This is a genomic window from Photorhabdus kayaii, from assembly GCF_025384895.1.
Lineage (GTDB): Bacteria > Pseudomonadota > Gammaproteobacteria > Enterobacterales > Enterobacteriaceae > Photorhabdus > Photorhabdus kayaii.
This window is the reverse complement of sequence record NZ_JAJAFZ010000018.1, coordinates 24729-36576: the sequence shown is the minus strand read 5'-3', so window position 1 is coordinate 36576 and position 11848 is coordinate 24729. Positions and strand designations below refer to the sequence as shown.

Here is an 11848-nt window from a genome sequence, read left to right as displayed (position 1 = left end):
GCCCGATCGCAATAAGCACCTCCGCGTTTTAAGGCGGAGGAAAGTATCAAATTTTACAGAAGAAACTGACCGTACGTATCGCGGAAAGCAAAACAGGAGCGCCCATGAAAACGAAATTAAATGAACTGCTTGAGTTCCCTTGTTCATTCACTTACAAAGTGATGGGTTTGGCGGAGTCTGAGCTAGTCAATCAGGTCGTTGAAGTGGTTCAACGTCATGCGCCGGGCGATTACTCTCCACAAGTGAAGCCAAGCAGCAAAGGTAACTACCACTCAGTGTCCATTACTATCAATGCGACTCATATTGAACAAGTAGAAACGCTGTATGAAGAATTAGGTAACCTTGAATTGGTACGGGTAGTATTGTAATACACATTAGAGAAATCCCCTATAATTTCACAGGGGATTCTTTATCTATCAGGAATACTACAGTTTCAGGTGCACTAAACTGGTGAGAAGCTCTTCTGAGGGTTATACTGACCAAATCTTATAGCTATCAAATGAAGTTTCAATTGCAACATAAAACGATTTTCTTACGTCAATTAGGAATACAACCCTACGAGCCGATTTCTGATGCAATGCACTTGTTTACTGAGCAGCGAGATACTAATACACCTGATGAAATCTGGCTGGTACAGCATCCAAAAGTCTTTACTCAAGGACAAGCAGGTAAAGCTGAGCATTTGCTGTCCCTCGGTGATATTCCGGTTATTCAATCCGATCGTGGTGGACAAGTCACCTATCATGGCCCTGGTCAGCAGGTTATGTATGTCATGATTGACATTAAACGCGCCAAAATTGGTGTACGGCAACTGGTTACGGCGATAGAGGATACTGTCATTAAAACCCTTGCTCACTTTGGTGTGAAAGCCCATGCCCGCCCGGATGCCCCTGGTGTCTACGTCAATGAAGCAAAAATTTGCTCTCTTGGATTACGGATACGTAAAGGTTGTTCTTTCCACGGACTAGCCCTCAATATCGCAATGGATTTAGAACCCTTCCAGCGTATTAACCCTTGTGGCTATGCCGGTATGAAAATGATTCAACTCAGTGACTTAGTTCCTGGAATTACTGTTGAACAAGTACAGCCTGTTTTGGTAGAGAAATTTTGCCAGCAGTTAGGATTTAACCTGAACAGTTAAAGATGCTATAATTTTTTAACATTTTTCAAAAATTTTTAATTTTTTATCATACAGTAGACTGAATGATAAATCTCAACCTGATGAATTTAACACTGGAACCAGCACGATTATGAGTAAACCAATTCAGATGGAACGCGGAGTTAAGTACCGCGACGCAGACAAAATGGCGCTGATCCCTGTCAAAACAGTGATGACCGAACGTACAGAAATCTTGCGTAAACCTGAGTGGATGAAAATCAAACTTCCTGCGGATTCCAGCCGCATTCAGGGCATCAAATCTGCCATGCGCAAAAATGGTCTGCATTCCGTTTGTGAAGAAGCGTCTTGCCCTAACCTGGCAGAATGCTTCAATCACGGTACAGCAACCTTTATGATCCTTGGCGCAATTTGCACCCGCCGTTGCCCTTTCTGTGATGTTGCGCACGGCCGCCCAATGGCACCTGACACCAACGAACCCATAAAACTGGCACAAACCATTAAAGATATGGCACTGCGCTACGTTGTCATCACCTCCGTTGACCGTGATGATCTACGTGACGGTGGTGCTCAGCACTTTGCTGACTGCATCTCTGCTATTCGTGAAAAAAATCCATCTATTAAGATTGAAACCTTAGTTCCTGACTTCCGTGGACGTATGGATCGTGCACTTGAAATACTGACAGCGACACCGCCCGATGTCTTTAACCATAATCTGGAAAACGTACCCCGGGTTTACCGTCAGGTGCGCCCTGGTGCAAACTATGAGTGGTCATTAAAATTACTTGAAAAGTTTAAAGAAACCCATCCTGATATTCCAACCAAATCGGGTCTGATGGTCGGTCTTGGTGAAACCAACGAAGAAATTCTTGATGTTATGCGTGATCTGCGCCGCCACGGTGTGACTATGCTGACTTTGGGACAATATCTACAACCTAGTCGCCATCATTTACCGGTACAGCGCTACGTCAGCCCACAGGAATTTGATGAAATGAAAGAAGAAGCGTTAGCTATGGGGTTCACCCATGCCGCCTGTGGTCCATTTGTCCGTTCTTCTTATCATGCTGACTTGCAAGCCAAAGGTGAAGAGGTCAAATAACCCAGTTTCTTATACCCTATGGATTTCAAGCTGCATCGCGACGGCAAGGGAGTGAATCCCCGGGAGCATAGCAAACTATGTGACCGGGGTGAGCGAGTGCAGCCAACAAAGAGGCAGCTTGAAAGATGACGGGTATATTATGACTAATATTATTCTGGCTGTATTTATCGGAGGTGGCTTAGGCAGCGTATTACGCTGGTTTATCAGCCTCCGTCTTAATAATATTTCTTCTAATATCGCGATTGGCACCCTTACCGTTAACTGTATTGGTGCATTAATTATCGGACTAGGGTTAGCCTATTTTAATAAATCTACACATCTTGATCCGGCTTGGAAATTGATGTTGACCACCGGTTTTTGCGGAGGTTTAACAACCTTTTCTACATTCTCTGTTGAAGTTGCTTATTTGTTACTGGACGGGAAACTAGGATGGGCACTGGGAACAGTTTTGCTTAACCTTTTTGGATCATTACTGATGACCATGTTAGCTTTCGTATTGATGCATGAACTTTAAATTAAAATCACCTACATATCGGCCTCATACAAGCCAAAAAAAACCCGTTGTAATAACGGGTTTTCGAAATATGGAGTTAAAATCAGATAGCGACAACGTTTACAGCAGATGGACCTTTAGCGCCGTCAGTGATTTCAAACTCTACTTTTTGACCTTCTGCCAAAGTTTTAAATCCGTTACTCTGAATAGCAGAGAAATGCACGAATACGTCTTTGCTACCATCTTCTGGAGTGATAAACCCGAATCCTTTAGATTCATTAAACCACTTAACGTTACCTTTAATTTTTGACATCAAACTTACCTTTAACGTGAAAATTAAGACACAAAATCTGCGTCGCATACAGTACAACAAATAAGTTGGCTCACTGTCTACAACCAAGATCACGAAAAGCATAATAAAATACGATAGATGTTATCTTTATTTAGTTTTACTACTAAATAATACACATATATAAATATCTATAATCCTCCCTGGTCTTTTATCACACAAGTTATCTAATAAACAAATGACTAGGTTTTTTCATGTTCTAATAGCCAGCTTTTAATATTCAGGCCACCGGTATATCCCACCAATTTACCATCATGTCCAATAACACGATGACAAGGCACAATTAATGAGATCGGATTACGAGAATTAGCCATTCCTACCGCACGACAATAATTAACTGAACCTAATGCTAATGAAAGTTGCTTATAACTCCACACTTCTCCAAACGGGATCTTACATAACTGTAACCATACACGCTGCTGGAATTCAGTTCCTGCCGGGTTGAGTGGAACGGAAAACTCAGTTCGCTTACCCGCAAAATATCCTCGTAACTCTTTCACGCACTGCTTAGTAATATCATTTTTCACTTCAGGCGCTGTTTTTTCATCAACAAAATATAGACTGGTCACTCCCTTATCATCCGCAGTGATATGAATATACGGTTTAGGAAATCCTTTGGGTGTATCAAAATAGTGATGATACATAACCACCTCCATTGAAAAAAATATCAATCATTATAGAGATTAGAGTAAATCGTCTTTTCGACAAATTGCAATGATGAATTCAGTTGCTCCCTTACCACCGACTAGAAAACTTAAACTTGTCTGAAGACGAAAAGCCTGCCAACAAACAGAGAATAACCCACATCGTAATTTTAATGATAGTCACTCGATGTAAAATTAACACCACATATAGTATGGTTGAAATAAAATTTCACTATATATAGTATGATTCAAGTTCTGGCCTTTAGGTAAATTATTACTCATGAACCAAATTTTGCCATCACATGCCCACAAACTGACAAAGGAGTCGTTAATGAGCATTACCATTTATAGCAAACCGGACTGCGTACAATGCAGCGCAACCTATCAGGCGCTAAGCCGAAGAAATATTCCTTATCAGATTGTCGATTTAACCGAAAACCCGCAGGCTTTAGCGACTATCCGTGCTATGGGCTACCAGCAAATTCCTGTGGTTGTAGCAGGTACACAGCATTGGTCAGGATTTCGTCCAGATAAAATCAACGCATTAACCGAGGATTTATAGGTTTATTATGAATATAAATCCGCTGATCTATTTCTCCAGTTCATCCAGTAATAGCCATAGATTTGTTCAGAAACTGGAGATACCAGCCTTTCGTATTCCAATAAATCAATCAGACAGCCCATTAAACGTAACTTCTCCTTACATTTTACTGACCCCCAGTTACGGTGGTGGCAGTACTAAAGGCGCTGTTCCACCACAAGTGATCCGATTTCTCAATATCGCCGAAAACCGGGCATTCATCCGGGGAGTCATCGCGGCCGGGAATACCAACTTTGGCGAAGCTTACGGCATCGCTGGGCGGATAATTTCAGAGAAATGCCGGATACCCCTCCTATACCGTTTTGAACTGTTGGGTACTGAAGAAGATGTACAACGGGTACGCCAAGGTATTCAAAGGTTCTGGCAACATGATTCATTAGAGAATATGTAATTATGACTTTTCAAATTAATGCACAACAGGATTATCATGCTTTAAATGCCTTGCTCAATCTGTACGATAGTGAAGAAAAGATTCAATTTGACAAAGACAAACTGGCTATTCATTATTATTTTCGCCAGCATGTAAATCCAAACACACTATTTTTCCATAGCCTAAAAGAGAAACTGGATTTCCTCCAACAAGAGGGATATTACGAAACAAACGTGCTGGAGCAATACGATTTTGCTTTTATTAAAAAGCTCTTTCAGCAAGCCTATAGCAAAAAATTCCGCTTTCAAACCTTTCTGGGCGCATTCAAATATTACACCAGTTATACTCTGAAAACCTTCGATAATAAACGTTATCTAGAACGCTATGAAGATCGGGTATGCATGGTAGCACTGACCCTAGCCCAAGGCGATCAAGTGCTGGCTTGTCGTCTAGTGGATGAGATGATCAATGGCCGTTTTCAACCAGCAACGCCAACTTTTCTTAATTGCGGTAAGAAACAGCGAGGAGAATTGGTTTCCTGTTTCCTGCTACGCATTGAAGATAATATGGAGTCCATCGGACGTTCAGTTAATTCAGCCTTACAGCTTTCAAAACGTGGTGGAGGGGTCGCATTCTTACTCAGTAATCTACGGGAAACGGGTGCACCGATAAAAATAATTCAAAATCAATCATCAGGTGTTATCCCTGTGATGAAAATGCTGGAAGATGCGTTTTCATACGCCAATCAACTCGGTGCACGCCAAGGTGCAGGGGCCGTTTATCTCCATGCACATCATCCCGATATTCTTCGTTTTCTGGATACAAAACGGGAAAATACCGACGAAAAAATCCGTATAAAAACACTCTCTATTGGCGTTGTTATTCCTGATATCACTTTTAAGCTGGCTAAACATAATGAAGATATGTATCTATTCTCCCCTTATGATATTCAGCGGATTTATGGTGTGCCAATGTCCGAAATTAGCATGACAGAAAAATATACTGAAATGGTAAATAACCAACAAATTAGGAAATCAAAAATCAATGCTCGTGAATTTTTCATGACGTTAGCTGAGCTCCAGTTCGAATCTGGTTATCCCTATATTATGTATGAAGACACGGTGAATAATGCTAACCCGATTAAAGGTCGGATTAATATGAGTAATTTATGTTCCGAAATTTTACAGGTTAACAATGCCAGCGAATATAAAGAGGATTTAAGTTACCACCATATTGGGAAAGATATTAGTTGTAATCTGGGATCAATGAATATTGCTCATACAATGGATTCACCTGACTTTACCCTCTCTATTGAAACGGCTATCCGTGCTTTAACTGCGGTATCAGATATGAGCCATATCCGTTCAGTTCCTTCTATCGAAAAAGGAAATCAGGATTCCCATGCCATTGGTTTGGGGCAAATGAATCTTCACGGCTATCTGGCAAGGGAAAAAATTCATTATGGTTCTGAAGAGGGAATAGATTTCACCAATATCTATTTCTATATCGTCACTTATCACGCTCTGCGTACTTCCAATCAGATCGCCATTGAACGCAATAGCTACTTTAAAGGCTTTAAAGATTCTCGTTATGCCAGTGGTGAATTTTTCAATAAATATACAGAAAGAGCATGGCAACCTCAGACAAAAAAAGTCTCTCAATTGTTTGAGCAAGCAGGAATAACCATTCCTAATCAACAAGACTGGCTTGAATTAAAAGCCTCAATTATGACTCATGGTATTTACAATCAAAATCTCCAAGCTATTGCTCCTACAGGTTCTATTTCATATATCAACAATTCAACCTCAAGCATTCACCCGATTGTATCCCGTATTGAGATCCGTAAAGATGGTAAAACAGGACGGGTATATTATCCAGCACCATTTATGACGAATAATAATCTTGAATATTACCAAGATGCTTACGAAATAGGGCCGGAAAAGATTATTGATACTTATGCTACAGCCACTCAACACGTTGACCAAGGATTATCCCTGACACTTTTCTTCAAAGACGATGCTACTACCCGTGATATTAACAAAGCCCAAATTTATGCCTGGCGTAAAGGAATTAAAACACTTTATTACATCCGTCTGAAACAAACTGCTCTAGAAGGCACGGAAGTACAAGATTGTGTTTCATGCTCACTGTAAAATGAATTCTGGAAATGTATTATGATCAGTAATCCTATATGTGCAATTAACTGGAACCGAATTGAAGATGACAAAGATCTAGAAGTTTGGAACCGACTGACAACTAATTTTTGGTTACCGGAAAAAATTCCATTATCCAATGATATTACTTCATGGAATACACTGACGACAGAAGAAAAAAAGCTGACTATCCGGGTATTCACCGGGCTGACACTACTGGACACAATTCAGAACACTGTTGGTGCTCCAGCGTTAATGGAAGATGCCCTGACACCCCACGAAGAAGCAGTTATGTCCAACATTAGTTTCATGGAAGCTGTTCATGCACGTTCTTATAGCTCCATTTTTTCAACATTATGCCTAACAACTGATGTAGATGACGCCTATCGCTGGAGTGAAAAGAGTTTTTCATTACAGAATAAAGCCAAAATTATACTAAATTATTATAGTTATCATCATCCATTAAAGAAAAAAATCGCCAGTGTTTTTCTAGAATCATTTTTATTCTATTCAGGTTTCTATTTACCTATGTATTGGTCAAGTCGAGGAATATTAACAAATACAGCCGATTTAATCCGACTTATTATCCGAGATGAAGCCATCCACGGTTATTATATTGGATATAAATTTCAACAATCATTAAAAAAACATTCAACACTAGAGCAAAAAGAGATTAAAGAATTCACTTTTTCATTATTATTAGAATTATACGAAAATGAAATCAAATATACAGAAGAACTTTATGATATTGTTGGCTGGACTGAAGATATTAAAAAATTCTTGCATTATAATGCCAATAAAGCATTAATGAATCTTGGCTATGAAACCTTATTTCCGCCAGAAATAACAAATGTCAGCCCTACAATCCTCTCTGCATTATCACCGAATGCCAATGAAAACCATGATTTCTTTTCTGGTTCAGGTTCATCATATGTTATCGGTAAAGCAGTGAATACTGAGGATGAGGATTGGAATTTCTAAAGAGAATGATTTTATTTTATATAGAAGGAATACTTCAAAATAACCATAATACTCTAATACTTTAAAAACCAATATTATTGATCCTGTTTTTTAAACGATAAAACGCCATAAAATCCTTATATTTTTATGGCATTTTTTCATGACTATTGCCATTTCTATGGATATTTTTTGCCATCTCCGCCTCTTATATCATCCGAAACGACAAAAAACATTAATGTAGCTAATTAATTTTAAATTAAATTTCATTCTAATAAGACATAATCAACATGATAAACTAATAATCGATTCTATTTACAACATAGTGAATAATTCATTTGCCGATCAAATTTAAAATTCATTAATAACAACAGCATATATACAATTAACCCTTACAATGACAACATGAATTTGGGTAAAAGGAATGACTAATAACCATGAAATGACTACAAATATATCTAATTTAAGTCATTCAATATCACTATTTTTTACATTAATTATCATTAACATAGGGTTGTCAGGCTCTCTCAGTATGTTAGGGTATATATATTCAAAGAATCATGCAGAGATGAATAATGCATAACACCATTAAATAACCATTGAAAGGAAAGTAACTATTTCATGGCAATTAAACTCGAAGTTAAAAACCTCTATAAGATATTTGGCGACCATTCAGAATATGCTTTCAAGTTACTGAATTCTGGTTTGAGCAAAGATCAGATATTTGAAAAGACAGGTATGGTTGTTGGTATACAAAATGCCAATCTGACTATTGAAGAAGGCGAAATATTTGTCATCATGGGATTATCTGGCTCCGGCAAATCCACAATGGTACGCCTTCTCAATCGTCTGATAAAACCGACTCGCGGCCAAGTATTAATTGATGGTGAAGATATTTCTGAGATTTCAACAGCAGCGTTAAGAGAAATTCGCCGTAACAAAATCAGTATGGTTTTCCAATCATTTGCACTGATGCCACATTTAAACATACTGGAAAACAGCGCCTTTGGTATGGAACTTGCCGGAATCACCAAACAAGAACGCAATAAAAAAGCATTGGATGCACTGAAACAGGTAAACCTGGAAAATTATGCACAATCTTATCCAGATGAGCTCTCAGGCGGGATGCGCCAACGTGTAGGGCTTGCCAGGGCATTAGCTAATAACCCAGATATTTTGCTAATGGACGAAGCATTTTCTGCCCTTGATCCATTAATTCGTACAGAAATGCAAGATGAACTGCTAAGCCTGCAAGGCAATCAGCCACGGACTATCGTCTTTATCTCTCATGATTTGGATGAGGCAATGCGTATCGGAGACCGGATTGCCATTATGCAAGACGGTGTTGTTGTGCAGGTCGGGACACCTGATGAAATCTTGAATAATCCAGCGAATAACTATGTGAAAACTTTCTTTCGTGGCGTAGATATCAGCCATGTATTCAGTGCTAAAGACATTGCCCGTCGCCGTCCTGACTCTCTGCTTCATATTGCACCCGGTTTTGGTCCTCTTTCTGCATTGAAAGTCCTCGATGACGAAAACAGAAACTATGGTTACCTGATCGAACGTGGACAAAAATTCGCCGGTATCGTTTCCGTAAATTCATTGGAAAAAGCATTACGGGAAAAAAAACCTATCGAACACGCCATATTGGCGGAACCAACCTCCGTTGCCGCAGATATGCCCCTCAATGAGCTGATTGCTGTTGTAGCACAATCACCTTGTGCAGTTCCGGTGGTTGGAAATAATGACAAATATATCGGCGTTATTTCCAAAGGGATGCTATTGCAGGCATTAGATAAGGAGACACCAAATGAGTAATCAAAACGAACATCAAACTCAGCCTGTACAGAATTCAGAGGATACCCCGTCCATCGCTGCCGATAATTCCGACCCCTGGAGCAGTGGAACCAATGCTGACGATGCAACGGGTTCTGACTGGCTGGATGCCCCCGCAACTGCGGTACAGCCTGAACATTTTAATATCATGGACCCATTCCAGCACCCACTTATCCCTTTAGACTCATGGGTAACCCATGCTATTGATTGGATTGTGCTAAATTTTCGTCCTGCATTTCAGGGAATCCGCGTCCCCATTGATTTTGTTCTCAGTGGCTTTGAACAATGTCTGACATCAATACCTGCTCCCATTGCCATCCTATTTTTTGCCCTGATTGCCTGGCAGTTATCAGGCATTGGTATGGGTATTACTGCTCTGATTTCTCTGGTAATTATTGGTGCAATTGGTGCATGGCACGAATCGATGGTCACTTTATCACTGGCTCTGACATCGCTATTGTTCTGCATTATCGTTGGTTTACCACTCGGCATATGGCTGGCACACAGCAAGAGAGCCGCGAAAATTATCCAACCTCTGCTTGATGCTATGCAAACCACACCAGCATTCGTCTATCTGGTTCCGATTGTCATGCTGTTTGGCATCGGTAACGTGCCTGGAGTTATCGTCACCATTATCTTTGCTCTACCCCCAATTGTCCGTCTGACAATTTTAGGCATCAAACAGGTTCCAGCAGATCTGATAGAAGCAGCCGAATCTTTCGGCGCCAGCCCTCGTCAGATGCTGTTTAAAGTTCAATTACCACTGGCTATGCCAACCATTATGGCCGGTGTCAACCAAACCCTGATGCTGGCCCTATCAATGGTCGTTATTGCATCAATGATTGCCGTTGGTGGTTTAGGCCAAATGGTTTTGCGAGGTATTGGGCGTCTCGATATGGGGCTTGCTACAGTAGGTGGGGTCGGGATTGTTATTCTTGCGATTCTCCTTGACCGCCTAACACAGTCTTTTGGCTACAGCAACCGGGCTAAAGGCGTAAATCGCTGGTATGCCACTGGCCCAATTGGATTAGTTACCCGTTTATTTAGCCAAAAAGCATAACCTTCCAAAACACCTATCAAGCAACAATTGTTTGGTAAACACATGATGACTGCAACAGGAGGAAAAACCATGCGCAAAATAGTTATCTGGGCTATATCCCTGTCATCACTGATAAGTTCTCAATTATTCGCTGTCGAATTACCGGGTAAAGGTATCAGTGTACAACCCATACAAAGCACCCTTAGCGAAGAAACATTCCAGACGCTGATCGTCAGTAAAGCATTGGAAAAACTTGGTTATGATATCAAACCCATCAAAGAAGTGGACTACAACGTCGCCTATTCCTCTATTGCTTCTGGTGACGCAACCTTTATGGCCGTAAGTTGGGAACCACTGCACAACACCCAATATCAGGCAGCAGGTGGTAATGCCAAATTTTACCGTGTTGGTAACTACGTAGAAAATGCAGCACAAGGCTACTTGATCGATAAAAAAACAGCGGAAAAATACAACATTACTAATATTGCTCAATTAAAAGATCCGAAAATAGCCAAATTATTTGATACCAACGGTAACGGCAAAGCTGATTTAACTGGCTGTAATCCCGGTTGGGGCTGTGAAATCGCCATTAATCATCACCTTAAAGCCTATGGTTTAAACAATAGCGTTGAACACAATCAAGGTAACTATGCAGCCATGATGGCAGATACTATTACCCGCTATAAAGAAGGCAAACCCATCTTATATTACACATGGACACCTTATTGGGTTAGTGACGTGCTGAAACCAGGTAAAGATGTTGTCTGGCTGCAAGTTCCTTTCTCCGCTATGCCTAATGATGAGAAAATAGAGACGAAATTACCAAATGGCGCTAATTATGGTTTTCCACCAAGTATTATGCATATTGCTGCCAATAAAAAATGGGCAGAAGACAACCCAACCGCCGCTAAGTTATTTTCTATCATGAGAATGCCCCTTGCGGATATCAATGCCCAAAACTTGCGGATGCATAATGGTGAGGCATCACAAGCGGATATTGAACGTCACGCCAACGGTTGGATTAAGGCTCATCAGAAATTGTTTGATAGTTGGGTTAAAACTGCCGTTGAAGCCGCTGGAAAAAATTAATATTTAGAGCGTAACAGTGAATTGGTATAAAACAATTCACTGTTATTTTTTCTGATTCAGAATTCTTATTAAAATTTATATTTCAACAATTTTATACC

The 11848-nt window shown here is 40.2% G+C and carries 13 protein-coding genes; 11 read left to right on the top strand and 2 right to left on the bottom strand.

Annotation, left to right across the window (positions count from 1 at the left end; translation table 11 throughout):
- The first annotated feature begins 104 nt into the window (after positions 1-104).
- The 4 genes from ybeD (at position 105) to crcB (ending at position 2730) form a co-directional block, all read left to right on the top strand.
- Positions 105-368: a DUF493 family protein YbeD gene (gene ybeD / locus LGZ98_RS09145; RefSeq protein WP_112878070.1), complete on the top strand. Its 264-nt coding sequence runs from the start codon at positions 105-107 to the stop codon at positions 366-368.
- Positions 369-499: 131 nt separating this feature from the next.
- A complete protein-coding gene (lipB, locus tag LGZ98_RS09140) occupies positions 500-1141 on the top strand; it encodes a lipoyl(octanoyl) transferase LipB (protein ID WP_191214697.1) in 642 nt (213 codons plus the stop codon).
- Between the two features lie 109 nt (positions 1142-1250).
- Positions 1251-2216 carry a lipoyl synthase gene (gene lipA / locus LGZ98_RS09135; protein ID WP_113040914.1) on the top strand — a complete coding sequence of 322 codons (966 nt, stop codon included), beginning with the start codon at positions 1251-1253 and terminating at the stop codon, positions 2214-2216.
- Positions 2217-2355: 139 nt separating this feature from the next.
- Complete coding sequence (gene crcB / locus LGZ98_RS09130; RefSeq protein ID WP_228900402.1) at positions 2356-2730, top strand: fluoride efflux transporter CrcB; 375 nt, start codon at positions 2356-2358, stop codon at positions 2728-2730.
- 82 nt (positions 2731-2812) lie between these two features.
- On the opposite strand, the gene cspE is transcribed toward crcB, so the two are convergent.
- Positions 2813-3022: a transcription antiterminator/RNA stability regulator CspE gene (gene cspE / locus LGZ98_RS09125; protein WP_021323071.1), complete on the bottom strand. Its 210-nt coding sequence runs from the start codon at positions 3020-3022 to the stop codon at positions 2813-2815.
- 218 nt (positions 3023-3240) lie between these two features.
- On the bottom strand, positions 3241-3702 hold the full coding sequence (locus tag LGZ98_RS09120) for a methylated-DNA--[protein]-cysteine S-methyltransferase (protein WP_011145612.1): 462 nt from the start codon (positions 3700-3702) through the stop codon (positions 3241-3243).
- Between the two features lie 331 nt (positions 3703-4033).
- Here LGZ98_RS09120 and nrdH point away from each other — a divergent pair, with 331 nt between their 5' ends.
- The 7 genes from nrdH to proX all read left to right on the top strand — a co-directional run bounded on the left by nrdH (position 4034) and on the right by proX (position 11750).
- The gene (gene nrdH, locus LGZ98_RS09115) at positions 4034-4264 is read left to right on the top strand and encodes a glutaredoxin-like protein NrdH (RefSeq protein WP_113040913.1); all 231 of its coding nucleotides are present in this window, start codon (positions 4034-4036) and stop codon (positions 4262-4264) included.
- A 13-nt stretch (positions 4265-4277) separates the two neighbouring features.
- Positions 4278-4694, top strand: a complete 417-nt coding sequence (gene nrdI / locus LGZ98_RS09110) for a class Ib ribonucleoside-diphosphate reductase assembly flavoprotein NrdI (RefSeq protein ID WP_162107608.1) — start codon at positions 4278-4280, stop codon at positions 4692-4694.
- Between the two features lie 2 nt (positions 4695-4696).
- On the top strand, positions 4697-6826 hold the full coding sequence (nrdE, locus tag LGZ98_RS09105) for a class 1b ribonucleoside-diphosphate reductase subunit alpha (RefSeq protein ID WP_262977995.1): 2130 nt from the start codon (positions 4697-4699) through the stop codon (positions 6824-6826).
- Between the two features lie 21 nt (positions 6827-6847).
- Positions 6848-7807, top strand: coding sequence for a class 1b ribonucleoside-diphosphate reductase subunit beta (nrdF, locus tag LGZ98_RS09100; RefSeq protein ID WP_011145608.1), 960 nt, complete (start codon positions 6848-6850; stop codon positions 7805-7807).
- A gap of 597 nt (positions 7808-8404) precedes the next feature.
- The gene (gene proV, locus LGZ98_RS09095; protein WP_011145607.1) at positions 8405-9604 is read left to right on the top strand and encodes a glycine betaine/L-proline ABC transporter ATP-binding protein ProV; all 1200 of its coding nucleotides are present in this window, start codon (positions 8405-8407) and stop codon (positions 9602-9604) included.
- Positions 9597-10682, top strand: coding sequence for a glycine betaine/L-proline ABC transporter permease ProW (proW, locus tag LGZ98_RS09090; protein WP_113040910.1), 1086 nt, complete (start codon positions 9597-9599; stop codon positions 10680-10682). The genes proV and proW overlap by 8 nt, the downstream gene beginning before the upstream one ends.
- A gap of 69 nt (positions 10683-10751) precedes the next feature.
- On the top strand, positions 10752-11750 hold the full coding sequence (gene proX, locus LGZ98_RS09085; protein ID WP_113040909.1) for a glycine betaine/L-proline ABC transporter substrate-binding protein ProX: 999 nt from the start codon (positions 10752-10754) through the stop codon (positions 11748-11750).
- Positions 11751-11848 lie beyond the last annotated feature (98 nt).

Coding starts and splice junctions, on each gene's coding strand:
- ybeD (WP_112878070.1), top strand. CDS start 105: ATGAAAACGAAATTAAATGAACTGCTTGAGTTCCCTTGTTCATTCACT.
- lipB (WP_191214697.1), top strand. CDS start 500: ATGAAGTTTCAATTGCAACATAAAACGATTTTCTTACGTCAATTAGGA.
- lipA (WP_113040914.1), top strand. CDS start 1,251: ATGAGTAAACCAATTCAGATGGAACGCGGAGTTAAGTACCGCGACGCA.
- crcB (WP_228900402.1), top strand. CDS start 2,356: ATGACTAATATTATTCTGGCTGTATTTATCGGAGGTGGCTTAGGCAGC.
- cspE (WP_021323071.1), bottom strand. CDS start 3,022: ATGTCAAAAATTAAAGGTAACGTTAAGTGGTTTAATGAATCTAAAGGA.
- LGZ98_RS09120 (WP_011145612.1), bottom strand. CDS start 3,702: ATGTATCATCACTATTTTGATACACCCAAAGGATTTCCTAAACCGTAT.
- nrdH (WP_113040913.1), top strand. CDS start 4,034: ATGAGCATTACCATTTATAGCAAACCGGACTGCGTACAATGCAGCGCA.
- nrdE (WP_262977995.1), top strand. CDS start 4,697: ATGACTTTTCAAATTAATGCACAACAGGATTATCATGCTTTAAATGCC.
- nrdF (WP_011145608.1), top strand. CDS start 6,848: ATGATCAGTAATCCTATATGTGCAATTAACTGGAACCGAATTGAAGAT.
- proV (WP_011145607.1), top strand. CDS start 8,405: ATGGCAATTAAACTCGAAGTTAAAAACCTCTATAAGATATTTGGCGAC.
- proW (WP_113040910.1), top strand. CDS start 9,597: ATGAGTAATCAAAACGAACATCAAACTCAGCCTGTACAGAATTCAGAG.
- proX (WP_113040909.1), top strand. CDS start 10,752: ATGCGCAAAATAGTTATCTGGGCTATATCCCTGTCATCACTGATAAGT.